The organism is Paenibacillus alkalitolerans (assembly GCF_016482785.1).
Taxonomy (GTDB): domain Bacteria; phylum Bacillota; class Bacilli; order Paenibacillales; family YIM-B00363; genus Paenibacillus_AE; species Paenibacillus_AE alkalitolerans.
In genome coordinates this window covers 148,948-173,515 of the sequence record NZ_JAEMXM010000005.1, presented here as the reverse complement: position 1 = coordinate 173,515, position 24,568 = coordinate 148,948, and the positions used below count along the sequence as shown (strand labels likewise).

The 24,568-nt window shown below is 49.6% G+C and carries 18 protein-coding genes and 1 pseudogene; 4 read left to right on the top strand and 15 right to left on the bottom strand.

What is annotated here, in order from left to right; all coding sequences use genetic code 11:
- Positions 1-497 precede the first annotated feature (497 nt).
- Both JET16_RS10895 and JET16_RS10890 read right to left on the bottom strand, forming a co-directional pair.
- Positions 498-2,894, bottom strand: a complete 2,397-nt coding sequence (locus tag JET16_RS10895) for a hypothetical protein (protein WP_199615871.1) — start codon at positions 2,892-2,894, stop codon at positions 498-500.
- Between the two features lie 15 nt (positions 2,895-2,909).
- A complete protein-coding gene (locus tag JET16_RS10890; RefSeq protein ID WP_199615870.1) occupies positions 2,910-4,481 on the bottom strand; it encodes an RNA polymerase sigma factor in 1,572 nt (523 codons plus the stop codon).
- A 339-nt stretch (positions 4,482-4,820) separates the two neighbouring features.
- Between JET16_RS10890 and JET16_RS10885 the strand changes: the two genes are divergently transcribed.
- Both JET16_RS10885 and JET16_RS10880 read left to right on the top strand, forming a co-directional pair.
- Positions 4,821-5,978: a serine hydrolase domain-containing protein gene (locus JET16_RS10885; RefSeq protein WP_199615869.1), complete on the top strand. Its 1,158-nt coding sequence runs from the start codon at positions 4,821-4,823 to the stop codon at positions 5,976-5,978.
- A gap of 36 nt (positions 5,979-6,014) precedes the next feature.
- Positions 6,015-6,203, top strand: a pseudogene (locus tag JET16_RS10880) (helix-turn-helix transcriptional regulator); the annotation flags it as partial.
- A 243-nt stretch (positions 6,204-6,446) separates the two neighbouring features.
- On the opposite strand, the gene JET16_RS10875 reads toward JET16_RS10880, so the two are convergent.
- The 5 genes from JET16_RS10875 to JET16_RS10855 all read right to left on the bottom strand — a co-directional run bounded on the left by JET16_RS10875 (position 6,447) and on the right by JET16_RS10855 (position 11,259).
- Positions 6,447-7,118 carry a haloacid dehalogenase type II gene (locus JET16_RS10875; RefSeq protein WP_199615867.1) on the bottom strand — a complete coding sequence of 224 codons (672 nt, stop codon included), beginning with the start codon at positions 7,116-7,118 and terminating at the stop codon, positions 6,447-6,449.
- Positions 7,119-7,206: 88 nt separating this feature from the next.
- Positions 7,207-8,169 carry a phosphotransferase family protein gene (locus tag JET16_RS10870; protein WP_199615866.1) on the bottom strand — a complete coding sequence of 321 codons (963 nt, stop codon included), beginning with the start codon at positions 8,167-8,169 and terminating at the stop codon, positions 7,207-7,209.
- 21 nt (positions 8,170-8,190) lie between these two features.
- Positions 8,191-9,480 carry a hypothetical protein gene (locus tag JET16_RS10865; RefSeq protein WP_199615865.1) on the bottom strand — a complete coding sequence of 430 codons (1,290 nt, stop codon included), beginning with the start codon at positions 9,478-9,480 and terminating at the stop codon, positions 8,191-8,193.
- 119 nt (positions 9,481-9,599) lie between these two features.
- Positions 9,600-10,481 carry a sugar phosphate isomerase/epimerase family protein gene (locus JET16_RS10860; protein WP_325176669.1) on the bottom strand — a complete coding sequence of 294 codons (882 nt, stop codon included), beginning with the start codon at positions 10,479-10,481 and terminating at the stop codon, positions 9,600-9,602.
- On the bottom strand, positions 10,450-11,259 hold the full coding sequence (locus tag JET16_RS10855) for a phytanoyl-CoA dioxygenase family protein (protein ID WP_199615864.1): 810 nt from the start codon (positions 11,257-11,259) through the stop codon (positions 10,450-10,452). Before JET16_RS10855 ends, JET16_RS10860 begins: the two co-directional genes overlap by 32 nt.
- Positions 11,260-11,459: 200 nt before the next feature.
- Here JET16_RS10855 and JET16_RS10850 point away from each other — a divergent pair, with 200 nt between their 5' ends.
- Positions 11,460-12,389 carry a helix-turn-helix domain-containing protein gene (locus JET16_RS10850; RefSeq protein ID WP_199615863.1) on the top strand — a complete coding sequence of 310 codons (930 nt, stop codon included), beginning with the start codon at positions 11,460-11,462 and terminating at the stop codon, positions 12,387-12,389.
- Here JET16_RS10850 and JET16_RS10845 read toward each other — a convergent pair.
- On the bottom strand, positions 12,285-13,502 hold the full coding sequence (locus tag JET16_RS10845; RefSeq protein WP_199615862.1) for an MFS transporter: 1,218 nt from the start codon (positions 13,500-13,502) through the stop codon (positions 12,285-12,287). The two genes, JET16_RS10850 and JET16_RS10845, sit on opposite strands and share 105 nt — an antisense overlap.
- Before the next feature lie 193 nt (positions 13,503-13,695).
- Between JET16_RS10845 and JET16_RS10840 the strand changes: the two genes are divergently transcribed.
- On the top strand, positions 13,696-14,454 hold the full coding sequence (locus JET16_RS10840; RefSeq protein ID WP_199615861.1) for a DeoR/GlpR family DNA-binding transcription regulator: 759 nt from the start codon (positions 13,696-13,698) through the stop codon (positions 14,452-14,454).
- Between the two features lie 545 nt (positions 14,455-14,999).
- Here JET16_RS10840 and JET16_RS10835 read toward each other — a convergent pair.
- The 7 genes from JET16_RS10835 to JET16_RS10805 form a co-directional block, all read right to left on the bottom strand.
- Positions 15,000-16,037 carry an FAD-dependent oxidoreductase gene (locus JET16_RS10835; protein ID WP_199615860.1) on the bottom strand — a complete coding sequence of 346 codons (1,038 nt, stop codon included), beginning with the start codon at positions 16,035-16,037 and terminating at the stop codon, positions 15,000-15,002.
- On the bottom strand, positions 16,034-17,935 hold the full coding sequence (locus JET16_RS10830; protein WP_199615859.1) for an FAD-dependent oxidoreductase: 1,902 nt from the start codon (positions 17,933-17,935) through the stop codon (positions 16,034-16,036). The genes JET16_RS10835 and JET16_RS10830 overlap by 4 nt, the downstream gene beginning before the upstream one ends.
- The gene (locus tag JET16_RS10825) at positions 17,935-18,765 is read right to left on the bottom strand and encodes a carbohydrate ABC transporter permease (protein ID WP_325176668.1); all 831 of its coding nucleotides are present in this window, start codon (positions 18,763-18,765) and stop codon (positions 17,935-17,937) included. Before JET16_RS10825 ends, JET16_RS10830 begins: the two co-directional genes overlap by 1 nt.
- On the bottom strand, positions 18,762-19,655 hold the full coding sequence (locus JET16_RS10820) for a carbohydrate ABC transporter permease (protein ID WP_199615858.1): 894 nt from the start codon (positions 19,653-19,655) through the stop codon (positions 18,762-18,764). The genes JET16_RS10825 and JET16_RS10820 overlap by 4 nt, the downstream gene beginning before the upstream one ends.
- Before the next feature lie 65 nt (positions 19,656-19,720).
- Entirely contained in the window at positions 19,721-21,031 is a 1,311-nt protein-coding gene (locus tag JET16_RS10815) for an ABC transporter substrate-binding protein (RefSeq protein WP_199615857.1), read from the bottom strand.
- A gap of 104 nt (positions 21,032-21,135) precedes the next feature.
- The gene (locus tag JET16_RS10810; protein WP_199615856.1) at positions 21,136-22,641 is read right to left on the bottom strand and encodes a response regulator; all 1,506 of its coding nucleotides are present in this window, start codon (positions 22,639-22,641) and stop codon (positions 21,136-21,138) included.
- Positions 22,622-24,442 (bottom strand): sensor histidine kinase, encoded by a 1,821-nt coding sequence (locus tag JET16_RS10805; protein ID WP_199615855.1) that lies wholly within the window; start codon positions 24,440-24,442, stop codon positions 22,622-22,624. The genes JET16_RS10810 and JET16_RS10805 overlap by 20 nt, the downstream gene beginning before the upstream one ends.
- Positions 24,443-24,568: the final 126 nt, after the last annotated feature.

Here is a 24,568-nt window from a genome sequence, read left to right as displayed (position 1 = left end):
TGCGTTTCTTCATGATCTCCAACAAGTTCGAATCGAGATGCAACCTTGGGAGTTGTTGGCGCTGCGGCAGCTTTGATCATCTGCGACTACGATAGGTTCAAAAAATGACCCTATGTGCTTTCATAAGGTCACTTTTTGAGCCTATAAGCATTCGACGCATGGGTCACCGGCCGGATAGGGTCAAAAATTGACCTTATAACCGCTTCATCACCCTTATTCCTGTTTTTCAGGATCTGATAAGGTCAAAAAGTGATCCTAAGTGCTGCGATAAGGTCACTTTTTGACCCTTCCAATCTGCGTTTGGAGTAAAGAGAACCTCCATTCCCACCATATCAGTGGGTTTTGGAGGTTCGTTCGTTTAAATAGTTCGCCATATCCAAAAAAAAAGGGGGTACAATGACACATATGCGAGGTGACACCAAATGAAGTTGGATATTTTTATAGTAAAATCATCTTGGATTACAAGAATTTAATTCGGACGACGGCGACCGCCGACCTTATATTTTGCGATAAATCTCCTCTATGATTCGCATACCGGCTTGTTCCGACGCCATAATTCCTTCCAACAACTCTACGGTTTGCATCCTCTTATCCACGTCAACGACCTTGCTGCGCGGCTGCATCCACGGGTACAATTCGTTGAGCCGTTTCCATTTGCTTGCCGATGCGTCGTAATAACGGGCAGCTTCCTCCAACGCTTCCGTCCAATCGGGGTCCAGCTTCGACGCGGCCTCCCGCAAAAACGGAGCCGCATAAGACCTGCACTCCCGCCACGTATCGCATAAATAACCGACATAGAAACCGACCGCATTGCCTTCCTTAACGACACGGATCCAATGCTCGTAAGCGTCCGTGCCATACAAGTAACCGGGCAGGGATGTCCCCGGGCTCCCGGAGTTTTGTTCTAATATATACGAAAATGCCTGCCTCACCGTAGATTCCGCATCCGATGCTTGCACCGCCTCAGCCCAATGAACGCTAATAAAGCCTGATTGCACGTCGACATTTTCGCCGAATTGTTCTTTTCTTCTGCCGGAGCATGGAACGCACGGACAATAAGCCATACCCAAAGCTTCCCACGGAATCGGCAATCCCCGTTGGTGCCACCCGTGTGTAAGATATCCTTGCGGTTCATAACCGTGAAGCACTTCCGTTTCGCTCGTTTCGGCCAGCCCTTGTCCGAAGCAAGGCAATCCGGCATCGATCGCCTGGCGGATACCTTGTATTGCTCTTGACCGCCATTGATGATGATCGTGTGAATCCGTATACACGCGAATGCCGTTGATTTTAAGCCCGATATTCGCGGCGAGCCGGTGAAGATGCCCGTACGGCAATCCGAAAGTCGGCCCCCGGTTCGTTATATGTTCATCCAGAGCCATGACAAATGCATATCCGGTCGCGCCATAAAGCCATGCATTGGTGACCGGTTCGGCCGGAAGAACATCCAAGCACGCTCTTAAAGCCCCGGCATGAGACATATGAAGACCTGTGAACCGATAAGAAAGAAGCTCCTTTCTCTGTTTCAATAGATCAACCGCCTTGCATAGCAGTGTTTCCTTTTGCTGCTCTGCCTGACGTATTTCTTTTAATAAAGCTGCAGCCGCATCTTTCTCCCCAACCGCCTGATGCAACCGTTCCAACGCATTGCCCGACGATCGCATGCACTCTGCCGCCTCAAGCAGTAAAGAAGCGGCGCTTCCCGACATTCCGCTCGTCTCATAAAGAAACTCGGATGAATGCAAACGGCACTTTGACCAAAATGCGGCCAAATACGCAAGAGCGCCGACTTCGTAATTGCCGGTTTCCACATTATGTATGCACGCATCAAGCGCGGCAACTCCCGGATCCGGCGGCAACGGACGAACCATCATATCAACCAGCGAACGGAACGCATCCCTTTCCACCCCCGGCGTTAACCGGTAAACGGCCGTCTGATCGCGGTTCCTGAAACCGTCCCAATGGCGCACAGCTTCGAGATCGGCGGAGCGAACGATACATCCCGTTTCGTTATAGCCTGCAATGAGTACGAAATCCGCAACCTCCGCATCAAACATAAGACAGGGGCATCCGTCATCGATCGATTTTCGGATCTCGGCTGTCAGGCTGCCGACCGCTCCCAGCCGTTCCGGAACGATTCCGATCGTTGAAGCATGTTCCTCAAGCAGTTGCTCCCCCCAAATCCGCTCCCCTCCGATCATGAGTGCGCCGGCACCCCCTGCAAGCGCGAAAAAGCGCGGATCGGGAATGTAACGGTTCCAATAATGCAGCACTCCTCTGAGGCAACCGAGTACACCCGGCGCTTGTCCGTCCGGCACTAACCCGTGCAGCATGCGTACGCCTTCGGGCGCTGCTTTTCCGCCTGGCAGTTCAACGACACGAACGCTCTTGACTGTTACCCTTGACCCCCAAGCCGCGCCGATCGCCACCTTTTCACTCATACCCGCAAAATTACCCTTCATCGCAAAACGTTCCACATGATCCACCACTACAGACATCCGTCCTTCGTCTATCAACCATCTTACTTGCACCCACGAATCGATAGGCACGGTTCCGGCGCGCTTTGCCCGATTTTCCTGATTGGTCGCCGGGTTGGACAAAATTAATGTATCCGGCTGAACCTCCCAATTGAATATCAGGTTCCCTTTCGCGCCATATTTCATCCGGATGTTGGTAGAATCCGTTTTTACCGTTGCTTCGATTAATAACGGTGTTCGGTATTCCCTGTCCGACCATGCGAAATATCGGTCATCATCGTTCGTAAGGGACATTCCTCCGTCCGGTTCCATCCGCGCCTTGCATGCGGCATCCGCAATCAAATATCCGGCTTTCCCTTCGCATTGTATCGGCATATGCAGCTGTTGAGCTTCCGCGCTGAGCCCTTTTGCCATATTCATTGATATTCCGCCTTTCTAGTCGCGTTGATTTTCGAGTTGTTGCGACAGCTTTTCAAGCCAATCCAAACCTTTCGCTTCCGCTTCATATGCCTCTTTCAGCAGCCAAACCGCCTGTTTGCGAAGCACCGGATCGTGGGCGGCTCCGCCACCCGGAAACGGAAAGAGCTCTGATATCCTGCGCAAAAAGTCCGCCGCATCCCGATAGTATTCTTCCGCATGCCGCGCGAACCGGGCGTTCATACCCGAGAGCTTCCGCTGAACGATTTGCAGAAATTGTACGGCGTGCTTTCGGGCATCGGCCGCCACAGACGCCGTATAAGCATTGCCCAATTCATCGACCGCACCGTTATCGAACGCCCGAATCCACATTTGGTAAGCGGCAAGTCCGCTTGTGTATCCGATAAAACCAAGCTCGCCAAGCGAATGATGGCGGATATGCCTTAACGCTCGCCGCAAAGCTTCCTCAAACGGCACCGGTTCCACCCGGTCAATCGAGCATACGAACAAACCTCCCGATCCGCCGCGGCCCAATTGCTCGTATGGGATTGTCTTTCGTTTCTTGCCGTTGTCCGCAATGACATTCATCTCGTTATCATCGTAACCGGTAATCAAATCGAACTCCGGCGCGAATACATCCCATGCGATAACCGGCCGTCCCGATGCTGCCGATTTTTGAATATGCGTGAGTGCGAGGGATAGCGCGTATGGCGATGGCGGCAGCCCTCCGTCGCCCGTATGACTGCTTGCAAAACCCAAGCTGTGCAGCCCTGCTTCAAACACCGGCTCCCAAAAGTATGTCGTAGGACCTGAAGCATCGATTCGGCCTGCCTCCACATTCAGCCGAAACGCCTGTCCGGTCAAGCCCATTACTTCCGGTATCGATACATCCATGCCGAATGAATGACGCATAATCCGAAATACGCTGAAAGCAAATGAACTTCCGGAGCAGCGCTCTTTCTCATTGCCCAACGAAAGCAGCACGCTCTCCGGCTGTCCCGCCTCTTTCCGGCCGTGCATGTACTCTTGCAAGCGCATGCGGAATCGGGCATCCTTCAGCTTGGCCCGCGAGCGGGAGATCGTCTTGTACACTTGGTCCGGTGATATACCAAGAAGCTCGGCGATCTCCGAAGGGGACATTTGACGATAAAAGTGCGCTTCCGAGATACGGCGTTCATGCGGCTTTAGAACATCCGCCATTTGCCTGATCGAAGCGATCAACTCCTGTTGCATGATTTCCTCTAACGGTTCGTTCCCCGTCGTTCCAGGATTGTCGATATACTCCGCCAACGGACGCTCTTTGCCGAACGGGCCTCCCCGGCGCAGCATCGTGTTTGCTTGGTTTCGTACGATCCGCTGCAGCCATGGCACAAACCGTTCGGCATCCTCAAGGCTGCTTACATGAAGAAATGCACGCATCAACGCATCTTGTACGATATCCTCGGCCAAGTGCCGATCGCGGGCGTAGCTTCTCGCAACGCCGAACGCTTTGCTGCGGTGGCGGCGCACGAGTTCATTGAACGCTTCATCATCGCCGGCCTTCGCCTTCTCAACCAGTATCGTGTCCTCTAATAACTCGGTTTCCCGCATTTTTGGCTGCTCTTCGCCCCCTTCTATTTCCGCTATACAGTATGGACGCCGGCAACCGCCGATTTCTGACCGCTTTTTCTGTGGCAGCGGAAAATTTTTTTCTCTATCAAAAATTAAGAAAAGCAGTCTATTAAACTAGACTGCCTTTATATTATATATAGCGATGCTCCCGGAATGCGGCGGCTTGTCCCCGAATCGTACCGTGCTCGCATGGCCTAGACACTTCTCAAATAATTATAGCAATATCTTGTATACTTTCATAAAAATAATTTACTTGTACGTACATTACACTTCCGATATACTGACCTTGGTTAATTATGGGACCCAGGAGGCTAACACATGAAGCTGCGAAACGGTTCGCCGGAAGAAGCCGGGATATCGGAACAAAGAATTGCCGCTCTAGACGCTTTTGCAGATCGGATGTTCGCTGAGAACATTACACCTGCGCAAGCCTACGTCGCCGCCAGGAAAGGAGTTATTGTAGCGCACCGGGCAGTGGGAAAATTAACGCCGGAGGCGGATTCGCCGCCGTTGGATGTAAACGCTTTATTCCCGCTATGCTCCATAACAAAGATTTTCACCGCGGCCGCCATTATGATTCTCGTCGAGAATGGCTTGATCGGACTAAACCGTCCGGTCGCCGATTACATACCGGAATTTCAAGGGGAAGGCAAAGACGCCGTTCGTGTCCACCATCTACTTACCCATACTTCCGGCATTCGTCCGGAGGACTTATGGGAGTATAAACGGAAGGTTGCCGCAGAAGCTGTTATACCTCCTTGCGAGGAGAATGAAAATCCCGAGATTCATAGAGAGATTTACTTAGGCTGCGGAGTACCCCTCGCAAGAAAACCGGGGGAGGTTATGGCGTATTTGGGCTTCGGATACGAGCTGTTGGGGGATATCGTTCGCAGGATAAGCGGGTTATCTTATCCCGAATTTATGAAGCGGAATCTGTTCGAACCTCTCGGCATGAAGGATACGTTCTATAACGTGCCGCATTCCGAACGATACCGGATCGTCAGGCGTTCTCCCGAAGACGCTTGTGCGGGGTGGTTGGAGAATGATTCCTGCATCGAATCCGAATCGGCTGGAGGCGGGCTCTATTCGACGGCGATGGATGTCGCGATATTCGCCCAGATGTTCCTGAACCAAGGAGAGTACGATGGCAAGCGGATTTTAAGCCCCGTGTCCGTCCGCGAAATGACCCGCAACCACATACCCGGCGTCGCCTCCGAATACCGGGACGAGTATTTTCCGGAAGCGTATTGGGGATATGGTTGGAGCATCAACGGAACGAAGAAGGATGGTGGGGACTTGTTCTCTCCCGAAGCTTACTCCCACTGGGGGGCCGCCGGGGTTTTCGTAGCCGTGGATCCGGTCTGTGACGTTGTCTCCGTTTATTTCACGGTGGAACGGGATTTGCAGAAACCTTTTAAAAATATGTACACGGACCACTTCAATAACGTTTTGTTGGCTGCGATAGAGAAGCTTTAAGAAAACTTCAACCAAAAAAGTAAACCTCATAAACCACCAAGGCAGTATTTATCCGAATTGAAGCTGTATGAAGCGAAAGTGCTGATCCAACAGCCCGAGCTTCCTCTTGCGGTCATCGCGGAGCGGCTCGGCTACGCACTCCTGTCCCACTTTAGCAGGCAATTCAAGCGTTGGACAGGCATGAGTCCCTTGCAGTACAGGAAGGAACCATTGCGCGTCAACTGAGCTTGCTTGAAAATTATTCGACGAAATCTCAGAAAATATAAAACTATTTCTTCTCCGCTCCCGCCATATTATGTAGAATAGGAGCGGATTTCGATGAAATTTGTATTGATGGATCGCAGGCATATCGACGGAATAGCGTTGAAGCAGCAAGCCGACCGGCTTATGCCGCTGTTCGACAGCTCGAAGATTATAGACGATAGGCGTCCGTAGGGAAGAGTCGCGCCGGGAAATACACGGTGCCGGTCAACGGAGCAGTATATTTTTCAATTGTTCCAGGTTGTTTACAACAAGATCGGGCGTCACGTCCAATTCGTCGAACGGCATATTGCTCCGGTTAACCCAGCATACCGCCAAGCCGAAAGCTTTCGCGCCCGCCGCATCCCACGAGTTGGCCGAAACGAACAGGATTTCCTCTTTTCTGAATCCCAAATTGGCTGGCAACAGTTGGTAGACTCCCATATACGGCTTATATATCTTTATTGCATCCGCGCTCAGTACAGCCGAAAAAAACGGACCTAATCCCGCATCGTTCACGATCGAATTCAGCATTTGGGGGGTCCCGTTGGATAGTATGGCCAGTGTTGTTACGGGCTTTAATTGCTGTAATACAGAAAACACTTCGGGAAACGGCTTCAACACTAAATACTCTTGAAGCAGCACGATTCTGGTTCGATCGTTAGCCTGTAATCTTAATGTTTTCAGGGCATACTTCAAGGCATCGTCCGTGACTCTCCAAAAATCTATATAGCGGCCCATTAACGATCGCAGCCATGTATATTCCAATTGCTTCTGTCTCCATATTTCGCTTATCCTTTTGCCATGACCGGGGAACAGCCGCTCAGTCTTGGCTGTAACGGAATGTACATCAAACAACGTGCCGTACGCATCAAACGCGACCGCTTTGATCGACTGCATATGCTTCCTCCGTTGACGGATGTGAAAAACTTAATAAGTTCAACGATTAATCATATGCAAGAATGTTGATATACAGCACCATTCTGTGTCAATCGGCCTGCTGCAATCGCCTGAAGCCTTCATTAAAATTTTCGTATGCCCATTTAATATGGTTCCGATTTTCATACTGGCGAAAAGCGCATTCAATGACAAGCAGCAGGTCCAGATAAAAGTCATATAGTACCCTTCTTCTTCGTTCCGAATCGGTGACTATACTCCTTCCGTAACCGTCATTGAAAGCCGCTGAATTTGCAAACCGTCCGAAATAATACTCGATTAACGGCTCCCCCCAAAAAGCCCGCTCAAAATCGACGATTCCGGAGACCTCCCCCTCGTGGATAAACACATTTCCGTCCCATAGATCCCAATGAACCAAACAAGCCTCCTTTACTTCATGCATCGAATCGGACAACCGTATAATTTCTTTCTCGATGACGGAATACGGCGCCGGCAAGCTGACACCGGCTTCTTTCCCGTCGGCCAACACATCGTCAATCATTGCCAGGAACACTTCGGCCCATGTTTCCTTGCAGCCATCTTCCTTGTTGAAATAACCGAATGTCGTCCCTTTGAAGCTATTGATTCGTTTGTTATAAATGCCCAGCTGCCGTTCGATTCCATCTTTTTCTTCGGGTGACAGCGACGGCTTGATTTTTCTCAAGGGAGTGCCTTGCATATGCTCCATAAAGAAATATTCCGCCGGTATTAACGTGAAAGAAGGATCGTACGAGTAGATCCGAGGCACCGGCAAAGGTTCCGCCGAATCGGCGGCGATCGTTAATGCCTCAATCTCGGTCCTCATATTGTTCTTCTCGCAGCGCATTCGAAGTCTGTCTTTCGGGGGAGCGACCTTCAGGACAACACTTCTGCCGTCATCCAATAAAATAGAATAGGCCATATTGGCCCATCCGTCGGAAAGCTCCATGGCAGATATATAGGATTGTTTGAAAGTATGGGACACGACTGCCCTCATTTCGTTCTCCTGCAATTTGTATTTACTCAGACTTTCCATTTAACACCTCCGCCTTCCGCTTCAATATCCCCCGGCAAAACCGTTGTTCGTGCCTGGCGATTTCGGAGCGTTAAACCGCTCCATATATTTTTTTCTTCTTTCCATCGTCTCGTCCGCGGCTCTCAACGCTTGTATTACATCGCCGTTATGCAATTCGTCCACAACCCAACGTTGGCCGAATCCGGCATGCACCACTTCGTCCGCCCAATCGAAATCTTGGAACGTCGTCATCAACGGATCCTTCACCGTATCCCGGCAAAACTCCCACTCTTCCTTCTTGCCCGGCGGATACTTCATCGCCGCCTTCTCGATCGCAATCGTCAAATGGGTGTACGCCTCGTCCGGATCGAACATTTGCAGCGTCATATCCAGCCATCCGGTCCAATTCGGTTTTTCGTAGATATCATAGCCTTTGGAACGAAGCGCCGCCTCGCCGAACCATACGTGTCTCACCTCGTCCCAAGTGTGACGGGCGGTGTCCACATAAAATTCCCACGGTTTACCTTCCGATTTAAAATGTATGCACGCAACCGCCTCCGCAGGCGACATCTCGAAAAACCGGGTGTACATCATCATCTTGAATCTTCCGGCATCCGAATCTTCAAATTCGATTTCTTTGAATTTAGGAACCGCCGTTCGGAATCGTTCGTCTCTAGTGCTGGACACGGGCAGATTAAAGGGTTCGGTCAGAACGGACAAAGTCGGATCCGGCTCATGCTTCTCCCGATCCCCCGCAATTCCGCCTGCCGCCGATAACAAATTGTTCAGATAAGCGATCCAACGAGAAGACGAATGTATTTCCTCAGGGGTTGCAGTCTGTCTAAAATGTTCAATTGCCTCCGTCCCCCACGCTATCTGTTCCTCCCGGTCCAGCAGCTGATGCTTTAACATATGGATCGTAGGCTCGTCGACAATAGGTTGGGCGCAATCCAAATATGAGCGAATCGCTTCCATCTGCGCCGGCTTAACGACTTCGAATAACGCCCGTAACAAGTGTAACGTGCTTGGCGAATCCAGCAGCCGGTCCATGAACCGTTCCAAATCCCGATCCGGCGATTTATCGAATAGCGCCGGGCTCATTCTGAGCTGCTTGCAGCGGCTGCGCAGCTGGTCGCAATGGGAAGCGTCCTGCCACATGAAACGGCCCAATGCTCCCTTCACTTCGTACTCCGGCCGCGCAACCATGTGCCCCGCTTCGATCCTCATCAGCTTCCGGTCGATAAAACCAATACGATGCAATCTGCGCGACGACTCCGAAACGGACATTCCGGCTTTGTCGAATTGCTTAATACCCATAAACGGATGCAGCATATGATGTTACCGCCCCTTTCCACGGATCAATTTTCCCAGCCATGCCGACACTATCTTATCTTGATCCGTTTCAAGCGGGCAATTGGTCGATCTTGTATTTTACTAGGCTGTTTGGATCGTTATTGTAATTGCGACCACATTGAGCGGGCCGCATTCATAAAGTAAAGCGATTGGCTCCAGCGGTCGCTTATTTCATGCTTTCGGCCCGAATATTCATCGACGGTAATGGCGTAAGGCGGCGGGCCGAGCTCGCAAACAAACGGCAACACGTCGCCAGATCCGGCGGAGGCCGACCAGTGAACCATCCCGCTCCTCCACCAGCGTTCGAAGTGACGCATCATCGGGTGCTCCCCGTGTTCCCCCACGTCCACTTGCACCTGCTCTCCGTTCGACACCCTTGCATGAAATGCATGCGTATGCCGAAGCAGCCTCTGGATCAGCGCCTCGGCTTCTTCCGACACCGTGTGCATCTCGCCGGCCACGACGTAATGGGATAAATCGATCGTAAGCCTTAGCGCGTCGAAGCGTTCGGCATAAGAGACGGTCCTTATCAAATCCTGCGTGATCGTTCCCCGATGCGTTTCAATATACGCGGGAATCCCCGCTTGCCGGGATAAACGGTCGAGATCGCGAAGCAGCGACACGGCACTTTCATCCACCACGAACGGCGCCATCACCTGGACATTGATATGTTGGACGCGCCCGTATGCCTTCGCCCGTTCTAGAAATTGAGCCATATCCGCAACCGTTCTGGGGTACGCGTTCACGCTCAAGCTTAGTCCGTACCGGTCCAACAGCCGGTTCCAAGTCTTCTCCTCCTCCGGAGACGGGATAAAACCGTTAATGCCGTCAAACCCCGCTTCCGCGATTTTTTCCACCTTTTCCTCCAAACTGCGTTCCTTCTCGTTTCCTTCAAGACCGGTCATGCCCCACCAGGACATGTACACTTCCAGCCTCGGAGCGATTCGGTCAATGGGGATAGAACGATTCGAATTCAACACCGCAAGGTCCTCCGTCAGGGTTGTCGATCAACTTTATTTCGGAACCGTCCGCCCGGTACAGCGGTTGATAATGCTTGCCGATGTGCGTCGCGGATTCGTTGGCATAGTGGCAGATGAACGCTCTTCTGAACCGGTCCTTCGTCTTATTGCGGTAAGAGCCGTGAATTAAATTTCCATTAAAGAACAGTACGTCGCCCGGCTCCATATTGACCGGAACCGCTTTCTGATCCTTAGGCGGCTTGACGTAATGCGTCGTGAACGATTCCTTCGCGTCGGCATATTCCGGACAAACGATCTCATAATCGTTCGTTTTCGGCACCACCAACAATCCGCCGTTTTCTTCGTCGGCCGCATCGATGGCCGTCCATGCGGCAATGCAATTTCCAGGCTCGACCTTCAAGTAAAAATTATCCTGATGCAGCGCCTGTCCTCTGGCACCCGGCGGTTTGTAATAGAACATGCTTTGCGCAGCGAGCGGCTGCTCCCCGTATAAATCTTCCAAGACCGCCAATACGGGGCGGTGCAGCATATATTTTTTCGCTGTGTCGTTAAAGCGGTGCGGATGCATGACGCGGGGATAGCGCTTTAACGGATCAGCCGCTCCTGCGCTCATATCCGGCTCAAAGTACCCCGGTATCGTCTGTTTGCCGATCTCTTCGAATGTTTGGCCGATTTCCTCCAGCTGCACCTTGGAATACAACCCCTTCACGACGAGGTAACCTTCGGTTTCAAACTGTCTTTTTTGCTCCGCGGACAGAGTGAGAAGTGAATGCGACATTTTCTTAGCTCCTTTCGAAATTGTATATTTCAAGTATAGGAGCACGCGAAAAGAAGTGACAGTAACAATCATGCTAATTAATCACACAATTCTGCTATCCTCTGGATATTATTCAACCAAGTGCGTTATTATGAAACTGCTAGAGATGCAGCAAGAGGCAACCGAAGGTTGTCCGCGATAACGGCAGCATGGAGGGTGTTATGGACAGAATCGATCTCCCGTCGCAGTTCGACGGAAAAGCGTATGGAATTGTCATTGCGGGGCATTTTCAAACGGATGATACGTATATTACCAGCCGCCCTCAAGGGATGGACGATTGGTTGATCGCATTCACCTTGTCCGGACAAGGATATTTTGTAACCCCGGGAGGCAAGAAAATATGCTCCGGCGGGGACGTTTCATTATTGAAGCCAGGCACGCCTCATGTGTATGGAACCGAAAAAAATCAATCGTGGAATTTTGTGTGGGCGCACTTCTCGTCCCGTCACATCGAAGAGAAGCTATTGCCCGTCGAGGAGCTTTCGATTCAAACGTTTGAAACCGGCTCGGTGCGAAAGCGGGCTTACAGAGCGTTCCGAAGAATCATTTCCGATTCTAGGGAAAGAGGCGAATATTGGCACGAGCTTTGTCTCGAAGCGCTGCGGGAAATACTTATGCTTCTTGCGCAAAGACGAAACCAAAAACTCGACCCCCGGATCGAAGAGGCTTTGCATTACCTTTCGCAAAATATGCGGCAGTCCGTACGGATCGACGCTTTGGCCAAATCCGTCGGACTGTCTCCTTCCCGGTTGTCCCATATGTTTAAAGAATACACCGGGCTTTCGGTTATCGATTCTTTAAATAAAATGCGCATCCGGCAAGCCGCTTTGCTGTTGGAGCATACCGGCCGAAGCGCCGCCGAAGCCGCTTACGATGTCGGCTTTCAAAACTATAACCACTTCATTAACCAATTTCGGAAGTGGTACGGAGTAAACCCGAGTACCTTTAAAAAGAACGTTCGCCATCGTACCTCCGGTCTCAAAGAATTAGGTTCCATGACGGGACGGAACGTTCGCGATTCTCTTCGAATACAAAATCGAGACGACCAGCATGGACATCATGGCGGCCATGAACAGCACCATCGTCCATAGTGTTATTTCCGATCGATACGAATTCATTACCTCCCCGGTCAACAGAGGAAGCAGCGCTCCTCCGAGGCCTCCGGCCGCGATAAGCAAGCTTGTCGTACGTTCGGCTGTACCCGGCAGCAGATGATTGGTAAAAATCAACCCGATGGCGAATATCCCCGCCATCAACAGACCGAGGCCGAAAATCAACAAATAGCTTACCGCCACTCCGGAGAAGAATGGGATTAACGCCAAAACCAGCAGCGAACCGATACCGTGAATCAGCAAATATCGTCCGTAGCCCATTCTTTCAGCCAGATTCCCGGCGATTAAGCGGCCGGCAACCATCGCACCCCAAAAGAAAGTGACTCCCAACGTCCCAAGCGCACTGCTCATTCCCGAATGTTCAATAAGGATGGAAGGCAAAAAATTAACCAAGCTCATCTCAATACCTACGTAAAGCACGAAGAAAACCACCATCAATAACAATAACGGCAAGCCCCGGCTCCCATAGCGGTACGGAGATATCGCAGCCTGTGTTCCGTGTTCTGTAACGGCCCCCGCTTCCTCATTTTGCTTGGTTAGTACGTTATTCATTGCGCCGAATGAGGTGAACCACCAGAGCAGCAATACGGCAAACGACACTCCCGCCAGGATCGGAAACGATATTTTCCAAATTCCCATCGCGATTAACAGACTGCCTGCGGCGGGCATCACGAACGCCCCGATTCCGAAGAACACTTCCAACCGGCTCATGGCGACCGCTTTGTTCTCATGGAAAAATCCGATTATCAACGATCCTATCGCGGCCTCCACCATCCCAAACCCGAAGCCGGCAACCGGCGCTGCGGCCAGCATCCATTCCCACGCGGGCAGGAAGCTGTATACGATTTCTCCCAAAGTCAACGCACCCAGCGCCAGCAAGATCGTCCCCCTTCGTCCGATGCGCCCCGCCCACCAAGGAGTAGTCAAAACCCCGATCAAGAAGCCGAAAAACTGTGCGAAGATCAGTTGACCGCCGTCGCTATAGTCCCTGCCGAAATGCCGCAGAAGTTCTTCCAATACCGATCCCATCACCACATGGGCCAAACCGATCAACAGGTAAGATAAACATCCGACCCATAACAGTCGTCTCATCCTTGTAATCTCCTTCCGAAAGAGGGCGATATGTATTTATCTCGCTTATGATTGTGCACAAATAATATTTTATGGACGCACATTTGTCAACAGAAATTAATTATTTCACTTAAATCTACCCCATATCGATAAGTATTAAAACTAAACTTATGATACAATGAACTCAGACATTGAATTGCGGGGGCACGGAAAGATGAGTCAAGACGAAAGAATCCAACGAATCTTGGAATATATGAAAATCAATCTGAAGATAACTCTAGAAGATATTTGTTCCTTATATGGGGTATCGTACGATACGGCAAGACGCGATCTGGTCAAGATGGAACAGAACAATCAGATCGTGCGCATCCGAGGCGGCGCCATGCTGCCGACATTCGCGAACAACGTACCCAGTTACCGGGAGCGGCATTCCAACTTGGAATCGAAACGGCTTATCGCAATGAAGGCTGCCTCTTTGATCAACGACGGCGATTATCTTCTGTTTGATACGAGCACCACGGTGCAATATGTCGCCGAATTTCTGAACACAAAAAACAACGTCGCGGTTACCAATTCCATCGATATCGCGTCGACGCTGAGCAATAAAGAAAACATAGCTATTCACTTATTGGGCGGTGAATTTCATACATGGCACCGTTATACATTCGGTCCGCGCACGCTCGAAATGCTGTCCCATCTAAAGGTAAACAAACTATTTCTCGGCGCCTGCGCCTTAAATGCCGAAGGCGTGTTCTCCACTACGGTGGAGGATGCGTATATGAAGATGGAGATGATCCGCCGAGCCAACCAGGTGATCTTATTGGCCGATTCGAGCAAGTTCGGTAAGGACTTGTTTTATCGTGTATGTCCATTTGATAAGATCGACATCATTATTACAGATTCGGTGCCTTCTCCGGACATGAACAAGACGCTGGACGACGCCGGAGTCAATTTGATTATCGCAAAAACATAATGTTTTGCCCCATTGGAAAATTGATTCGAACTTTGATCAGCTGGCTATCACTCCGTACGACATACGACGTTCAAGCATTCTGATCCTCTTTTTTCGATACTGTCCCCGTGCTACACTATTCGTATTCGTTCACATGCCCCTGATTTCAGCCTCTTGCTCCTTACCTCTCTCTCTCCAAGTTTCAGAGCGCCTGATCTCTTATCTCCTCTTGCATACAATGTCCCTAGTTTCAGTACTTTCCCTATTTTAGAAGCATGAAGTCGGAGAGGTATCGGAAAAGAGGAGCAGGCGGTCTATATCCTTGCGCGCACTCTCCCCTTAACTCATCTACTGAAATATAACTATAGTATTTTGATCACAGAACATTTGTGTTGTGCTTTCATCAATTACCGGGCAGCATAGTTCAGCAACCCGTAACATAAATAAGTTTAAAATATGGGATTTTATGGTACAATCTCTTTACACGTTGGAGGTGTGCTGGTAAACAAAACTCCGACGGCTTGATTATCCAATGCGGTTTGGCGATTTGCACTGTCGATTCCTTTTCAAGTCTTCTGTCGAGTCAGTGAAGCCCCGACGAAATCGCCGAGCCTGAATGCATTGACGATTGAGGTTTCTTCCTGGCAGAGATCGAACGGCAACCCGTCCAACCAGGTTCCGGCGAGCGTCAGACCGTCGATTATAGCCGGATCACCCAGCATCCTTTGCCGGAGGGCAAATGGTTTTCCAGCGGTATCCTCCAGGTATCCGACAATATGATCGTCTTTGGAGTTCGTAGAGATCCGTAAGTCGGGGACGTTCCATACGTCATCGGCAACATATGCGAGCACACCGTTCTTAAGTTCCGTAATCTCGTCTTGCAGACGAGGCAACAAATCAACTAAAAGGCCGAACCATTCCGCTCTCGTTGCATTGATTTCCAGGATCAGAGATATCCTCCATTCACTCTTCCAGTGGGTCGGTCTGCAGATGACCTTCATGTCTCCGATTTCCGGCATCAAGAACAGCCTTTCGGAAGGACATTCACCGGTTACTCCGTTGTAGATCAAATGAAGCACTGAACCTTTTTTGTCATTCGGTCGACTCTCAAACCAAAACTTACCGAGTTTGCCGGAGACAGAAGCATCCAGCACCCGCGGAGTTTTCATGCGAACGTACCCGCCTTTGGTCGCCGCTTCGATTCCGGTTACCACTTGCCCTTCTTTCAATAAGTTCGAAGGCCATACGTGAAACAACACCTGTACCCGGTACCGGCTCATCAGGTCGTCGAAAGCCAAAGCCGCCACGTTCGGATCCACCACGCCGTCAAACCAGCCCTTGCGCTGACGAAGACATTCGTAAAATTCCGCGATGGTTGGCGACATACCCGCATATCGGGACAATCGGACAAAAAGGTTGCGCGCCCGCACAATTTCACGTCCAAGTGTCCCTGTCGGTTCAATGATCGCAACGCGCCATCCTTCCGCCGCTATCGTCCGCGCGGCAGCGACTCCTGCCACTCCCCCGCCCGCTACAACCGCATCATAGATACCCAGCATACGCGGCAAAATTCCATCTGCGTTTTTTTCTAATCGTGCCGTCACGTTTGCGTTTCCCCTTTCGTTTCAGACAGGCGTGCAAAAATGGCAGCGGCAGCCCCCCGAACATAACCGCGTTCGTCCCGAAAATAACGTTCAAATATCGGTTGTCCGCCGCCGCCGGCAACTTCCAGCAAATAGGCGGCCGTCAATTCAATGCTCCACTTGATCGATCTCGTTTCCGGCAACGCCGGAATGGTATCTCCCGATCCGTAATGCAAATAATCGTTCCCCAAATCCTGATCTGCCAGCATTGAACCGACGGATGCCGCGGTTTTCCGTTTTTGTTCGGGGGTCATCTTCTCCGCAACCGCGATTAAATAATGAAGCAATAATAAAATGAGCGTACTTTTTCGTTCCCTGCTCAATAAATCAAGGACATCCCGGGCAACGGAAGGGTCCCCCATACGGCGCAGCAGGATAAGCGCGGCGACCCAACGTTCCTCGGTATGAGCTAACGTATTCGGTCTATCGTTATCCCTTCTTCGAAATGTCTCGACCAGATAGGGCACACCAGCCGGATGTTTCAACAAGCCCAGCGCAAACGCCACACCCCGCTGCTGTCTGCCTGCTGTGGTCCGCAAAACTTCCAACAAAAGAGGTACGCACCGATCCCCGAATTGCCACAACCACCATAAGGCCGTATCCTCTTGCGAGCCTCCCAGGTAAGCTATGCATTGTTTTATATCCTCATCTGTAATTCCATCCCGCAGAGGACGTTGCCGATCCTCCTTCGTCTCCCCTTCAAAAAGCAGCCACGGAGAACTTTCTCTGGAGAGATCCGCCTTGCCGATCACGCCTCTTGCGATCAGTCTTTCTTGCAGTCTGCGCACGTCGAGCTGCCTGGGAAGAACGCCTTCTTTTACGCTCAAGGCAGCGGCCGCGCCGGCGACTTCTCCGATCTTCTGCATGTCCCGCTGCATCCGCAGCATCATCCCGCAATCACGATCCGCCGAAAGAGCCCGGCATCCGATCAACAGACCGTCTATCCGTTTGGGAACCAGGCAGCGGTAAGGAACATCGCCGCCGAACATCAATTTCCATTTTCCCAATACTTCGATCCAGATCTGAGACAAATCGCTTTCATTGGCGTAATCGAACGCATGGTTCTCATGGTGCGCATAACAGCGCATGACCACATCGTCAAATCGTTTATCGAGCAGCAAATCGTCCTGATGCAGCACATATTCTCCGATGATTCTTCGTCCTTCCCGCACGCCCAATTGAGGACCGACCACCGTATAATGCGTGTTCTCGGGGGTCTCAGCACCTCGCCAAGCATACTGGCGTCCGATACGGTATGCGCGCGAAACATCAACGACATCGGTGGCATCCATCCAGCCGACATCATAATTTTTGGATCGAAGCTGGTTATGTTCATCCACAAAACGAGGCACAAGCGAATAGGCGTGTTGACACCCGTCCCACTCCCTACCGAGCGTGTATTCGGCTCCGGCCAAATAGGCGGCATCGCCGTCACCCGTACAATCGACCGTCACCCGAGCCTCGATCTTCAGGCTCTCGCTTTCGCTCTCGACGATCGCCCCCCGCACCAGATTCCCTTCCATGGCCATTTCGGCAACGATCGCTTCATAGATGACCCGGATGTCCAGACCGGCGATGCGTTGTTCGATCGCCATCCCTTTCATCTCGGGATGAAATCCGAGGGCCTTGTTCCCCAACCGCTTGCTCAATAAGACCGTCGAACGATCCACCTCCTTCTGCACGCCTCCATGACTGCCATAATAGTAAAAGTGAACCCCCGCCCGGACGCCCACGCCGCCTAAAGCGTTGTCCCTTTCCAGCATCACGACGCCGGCTCCTTCCTCTGCCGCCGCAATGGCAGCCATAACTCCGGCTGTGCCTCCGCCAATCACCAATACATCGGTTTGGATCTGTTTCATTAATGTTTCAAAGCCCCTTCCGTCAATCCGGTGATGATGAAACGCTGAGTCAGCGCATATACGATCAAGATCGGCACCATTGACATAAAGAAACCGGCAAACGCCAAATTATAATTAAAACTGTATTCAGTCTTGAAATTATAAATATATAAAGGAAGCGTCCAAAACTCATTGCTTCGGTTCAGTATGATCAACGAAAAAATAAAGTCGTTCCATACAAACAGACTTTTCAATATGAGAAAGGTAGCCAAAATGGGCGTCATCAGCCGATAAATAATTCTGGTGAATATTTTCCAAACGCCGCACCCGTCGATTTTGGCAGCTTCGTCGAGTTCCAAAGGGATGCTCTTCAGATAACCGACGCATAAAAAGGTTCCTTGCGTCAACGCATACGTAACATGCATAATAATCAACCCGCTTCGGTTCAATAAATCGAGCGCAGCCATTTGTTTGGCCATCGGCAGCATAATCACCTGAAACGGAACGAAAATGCCGGACAAGATGATGAAATAGAGAAAAACATAATATTTACTTTTGGCGTTTCTGGATATGGCATAAGAAACCATCGGAACGACAACCAGCATCAGCGCAACGGAAATCACGGTTATCATGACGGAATTCATTAGATAAGTCCAAAACTTCGTAGAATTTACAATCTCGTAAAAATTCCCAAGATAAAGGCCGGAAGGCGGCGAAAAAAAGCTGATGGCCGACTGGTGCGGGGTTTTCAGCGCTGTCGACAACGTCACATAGACGGGAATCAAGATGACGATCATACCGGCGGCCAGTACCGCATACTTCGCCATTTGACCCATTTGTTTTGCGATCACTGTTGTCCGACCCCCTTCCGGTTCAATATCCGGATTTGAACAATGGATACAACGGCCATGATGAAAAACGTAAAAATGGACTCTGCGGTTCCGTAACCGAATTTCAGGTTTTGAAATCCATGTTTATAGATTAGAATGCCAATCGATTCGGTCGATTGAACCGGACCGCCGTCCGTCATTAGCACAATAAGGTCAAAAACCATCAAGCCGTGTTTCGTCAGGATGACCAGATTGACGATTAACATCGGGATCAGAAAGGGGATCGTAACATAGAAAAAGCGTTGAAAAGGACCGGCCCCATCAATCGTGGCCGCCTCATGCATGTCCTTTGGAACGCCGGACAGTCCTGCCATGAAGATAACCATCGGTACGGCGAATCCTTGCCACAGGTTGGCCGCCACAATCCCATAGATAGCCGTATGCGGATTCGACAGTATATTTTGGGACAACCACCCGATCCCCAAGAACTCACCGATACTGGGCAGAGCGGCATAAAAAAACTGGTTAAAAATGGAACCCACAGTTACCAAGCTCAAGACAGCCGGAAAGAAGTAAACGGAGCGTATGAACGCTTTAAACCTGATATTTCCATTCAAGAGAAGAGCGGCGCCCAAAGATACAACTGCCAGTAGAACCACCGAAAGACCCGTATAATATAAGGTAAAGCCGAGAGCATGAAGAAAACGGTGATCCTGCAAGATATGAATGTAGTTGTCCAACCCAATGAAACGATAGGCGCCGGATATCCCGTCCCAATCCGTAAAACTGTAAAAAAAGCCCGAGACAACCGGGTAAACGAAAAAGATGGCGTAAAGAACCGCCGCCGGGAGCGTCAACAGAACAAACGTCAAACGACCGGAATTCAACCTGTTTTTTAATATGGCCTCCATCTCGTATCCCTCCATAGAAAAAGGCCCTGGCAACAAAGGAACAGGACCTTTTGTTTTGCAATCCGTTATTGATTCGCTTTATTGTAAAACGCCGCGTCAAGCTGCTTTATAAATCCGTCCACATCTTTGGTTACGATCAATTTTTGCGCAGCCTGGGCCAAATCATCCTGCATCGACGCTTTCGGGAATACCGTTTCGACAAACGGGAACGTTTTCCCCGCTTTGACGAGATCCGAAAGCCGGTTAATTTCTGCCGTGTTATTATTCACGCCCTTAACGGCCGACATAAACTGGGTTTCGTCTACGTAAACCTGAACATTTTCGGGCGAGCTCATGAAATCAATAAATTTTTTCGCATCATCCGAATTTATGGCGCTGCTCGAAATCCCGATCGCCGTGTCAACAATAAATGAAACTTTGGTGTCTTCGGCTTTATCGGCGGGAAACGGAAATATATCGAATTTCAAATTCGGGTTGCTCTGTTTGATCGGAACGATGGACCAAATGCCTTGAAAATACATGGCGGACTTGCCGCTGGCAAACTCCCGCACAGCGTCATCCGGTGACAATCCCACCGTATCCTTCTGACCGTACTTCCTGATCTCGACCATTTTCTCGGCCCATCTGCGAATACCCGGATGATCGGTCATATGCGATTTCCCGTTGAGCACATCCGTAAAAACCTGGTTAACGTCAGGCACATCCAGTCCCAATGTGGCCTCAGCCGCTTGTCTTACTTGGCGCACACCCTTGTCCGGAAAGAGGAACGGCGTAATGCCGGCGGCTTTAATCTTTTCGGATACCTGAATCAACTCGTCATACGTGGTGGGAACGCTGAGCCCTAATTGATTGAAAATGTCGACGTTATAATAAACCCCTAAAGTCGCAAGAGCGATTGGCATCAAATAATTTTTTCCGTTCATTTCCACACCTTGCTTCAAAACACTTTCTTCGGCTCTCTGCATAAACGGCTCGTTTGTCAAATCGGCCATGTAACCGTTTGCCGCCGCCTGTCTGAATGCCGGCATATGCGCAAAATGAGTGAAGAGGGGCGGCGCGTCATTGGTAGCGATCCTCATTTGCCATACGGACGGTCCGTCCGGCACATTATTTTGATTGATGTCAATATTGGGATTGGCTTGTTCGAATTTCTGAATGAGGTCGTCTACCATTTTTACAACTTCTGATTTCATCTGAAAGAATTCCAAGGTAACTTTTTGGCCGCTGTCGTTCGGAGCACTGCCCGTGCTGTTCGCGGAATCGCTTACATTATTCTGGTCACTGCTGTTGGAACCGTTTCCACCGCAGGCCGACATTACCAATATAAGCGCGATCAAGACAATTGAAGCCAACACCCTGTTTTTTCTGCTGTTCAACTTTAACACTCCCCTTTAATTTTTTCGATTTTCACCTCTTATCCTAAAATAATTGCCGCTCGGCATATATAAGTTTCATGGGCATCTGGACATGAGAATTTTGGTCATTCACCTGCAAGGCTTCTCTTATGCTTGCCCGGGGTTTCCCCGAAATGCTTCTTGTACATTTGAATAAAATAAGAGTAATCGTTAAAACCGACGGCTCTCGCGACTTCCGAAACGGAAAGGGCACCGCCGAACTCCAGCATCTTCCGGGCATGGTTCAAGCGGACCGAAATCAGATATTGCGAAAAACTGATGCCGTATCTTTTTGTAAACTGCTTGCTTAGATGGGAAGGGTCTGCGTAAAAGAGGTTTTTGGCTATATCCTCCAGTTTGATGTTATGTTGGTAATTCCGTTCCACATATGCTTTAATTTCATGGATCATATCCGCTTTCGGCTTGAAATTCTCGACCATCTTGGCCACATCAACCAAAACGTTGTCAAAATATTCGACTACATGCTCCAAACGATGAAATTGGAATAGGTTGATAGGCTCCAAGTAGGACATAGCCTTGCCGGATTCGCGATCCGTCGACTCGATGACGGTATTCAAGATGGTGACCAACTTATGACAAATGTCGTTCAGTGTGTAAACGGATAGTTTATGCTCGACGACGATTCGGAACAGATGATCGATCATCGCTTTGGATTCCGCGATCTGGTTCCGGATGATTTTGTTATAAAGCGGATGTAGCATATCGTCCGTCATGTTCGGACGGGTATTGAACTTTTTCTTGGTTTCCTCATAATGATAAACATTCTTTCCTTCATCAAGAATTCGATATAATATCGCGTTTTTGGCTTCCCGATATGACTCGGGCAATGCCGGCAATTGCTGATGAATCCCGCTGATCCCGACCGATAATTCATCACCCGTTTTTTTCGAATACTTCTTCGCGGCCTGCCTAAACAGGCTTCCGTTTGACCATAGCTTGTCTGCCACTGAACTGTCCGAGGCGACCAACAGAACGATAGACATGCGAGAGAATCGTTTTTCCTTCAGATGAAAATGAAAGAAACGATGATCGGAGAAAACTTCGGAGACGATTTCGTCAAGGGATGTAAAATGATCTTCCCTTGTTTGCAAGACTGCGGACGCAAACGAATGAACGGGGGGCAATCCGATTGCTTCTGGACTCGCATCCGACTCTTCATGAAACAGCGAACTGATCTTTTCTTTAAGCTGAAGGACCGACCAGGCTTTCGATCGGGTTTTTGCCTGTTCCAATACGGAGACGATTTCGTTTTTTTCAACGGGTTTTAGAAGGTATTGCTTCACGTTGTAGACAATGGCCTCCTGAGCGTATTTGAAATCGTCGTACCCGCTGATAATTACGTTGGTCACCTGGGGATAACGCTCATAGAGAAGGGATGACAATTGAAGGCCGTCGAGCAGCGGCATGCGAATATCGGTAAATACCAGATCGATCTGTCCGCTTTCCAATCTGGCCAGCGCTTCTTCCCCATTCCTGGCTTCAATCACCGTCAGCGAAGAATCCCAATCTTGAATCATTTGGGCGAGCGCTTTTCTTGCATAATATTCATCGTCAGCGATCACGATATTCATGTTCGGTCATCTCCGTTTCGGCCGGAATTTTGATTTCCACGCGAGTTCCTTCTTTCAGCTTACTATGAACTCTTAGCCAGCAGTCATTTCCATAAAAATGCCTGATTCTCGCGCTTACATTGCGAAGTCCGAAATTCGTTTTCGATTCCTCTTCGTTCCCCGATTCCCAGTCCTCGAGCGAAGCGATCAACTCCCTTGCTTTTTGTTCGCTCATCCCCGCCCCGTCGTCTGCGACACGAATGAGGATCGAATGTCCGGCTTTCGCGGCGGATATCGTTATCCTTCCTTTCCCTTCTTTCCTTTCCAGTCCGTGATAAAACGAATTTTCAACAATCGGCTGGATGAGGAATTTTAATATCCGGTACTGCAGGACGTCTTCCTCAATGTCATAAATGACCTCCACCTTGTCGACGAAGCGGATTTTTTGAATGTTGATATAATTTTTGATCTGTTCCAATTCACTGCCGATCGTGACGATATCCTTGCTTTTCAGGTTATAACGGTACAGGCTTGCAAGACTTTTCGCCATGATGGAAATTTCCCCGATTCGGTGAAGCTCGGAAATCGAGTGAATCACGTTTAGGGTGTTATATAAGAAATGCGGATTGATTTGGGATTGAAGCATCGTCAACTCCGCCTTTTTTTGCAGACGAACCGCTTTCATCTCCGTTTCCCTGCTCGTACGCAATCGACGAATCATCGCATTATAACTTTGCACCAATTGCCCGAGTTCATCCTGTCTGTTGTCATCGTCCGCGATAGGCTCCAGCGTGCCCGAATCGACCAACTTCATCGCTTTTCGAACCCGGTGAATCGGCTTGAAAAAGTATCTGGACAACATCACGGCAAGAATAAAAGCAAAGAATAGCGATAGGATACTGGTCAGCGCATAATTCATAATACTTCTTTGAAATGCCGCTTTGATAATATTTTCCGGAATAAAATGCACCATGAGCCAATCGGTCGATTTCATTTTCTTGACGGACAGGAGAAAGTGTTCGTTTTTGATTTTCATGTGAACCGCTTTGTTGCCCCGATCGCCCGCTTCCGCCAGCCGCGGCAAAACGTTCAGTACATCTTGACGTTCCACCGTTTGATTTTCCGAAAGATAAATAACATCCCGATCCGCTACAACAATCGTTCCAATGTCCATATTTGAATCTGAAATGCCGCCCAACATGGTTTCAATCGTTTGAAATTTTACGTCTATCTTTACATATCCTTCCTTGCTTTGCTTGTTTGTATCGAGGTCAAATAAATAGCGGATGATCGATACCTGTTTGTTGTAGTTATTGCTTCCTGTGTACGGGGCGGTCACCAGTGCTTTTCCCTTGTAAAGTTCCGATTTCGATACGGTTTGCAATAAACGGTTCATATACGAGGGATTGGCGCCCGCACTGCTGTAGACCTTTCCGTTAAAGGCCGAGATCGTTACGCCTGTTATGTTGCCGTTCATTAAAACGATTTGATCCATCGCTCTTTGCATCATGATGTTATCTTCGTAAAATTCCATGGCGTTCTGAACGTACGGTTTTTCGATGATTTTCGTCAAGCTGCTGTTTGTGATATAAAAGAATGTATTTCGCGTTACGTTTGAAATAAAATCATCGAGACTAATATTTGCTCTGTCGCTGTATTGGTTCAATATGGTCTCGTAACTGCTTTTGGTCTGGTTATATAAATTCAATCCGAAAATGAGGAACGCCGACAACATTGGAATCAAGATAATCAGCCAATACGAGAAAAGCAGTTTTATTCGGAACGAATTTTTATATAATGTTCCCATTGCGACCCTCAACATAATTTAAGTCCTCCAAATGATCAGCTTCAAGTACATCATCTCTTATGTCGCGGCCTTGTTTCAACTAAAATACTTGACTCTTGCAAAAATCAGTTTGCATAGCGAAAAAAGGCAGACGGGTAGCGT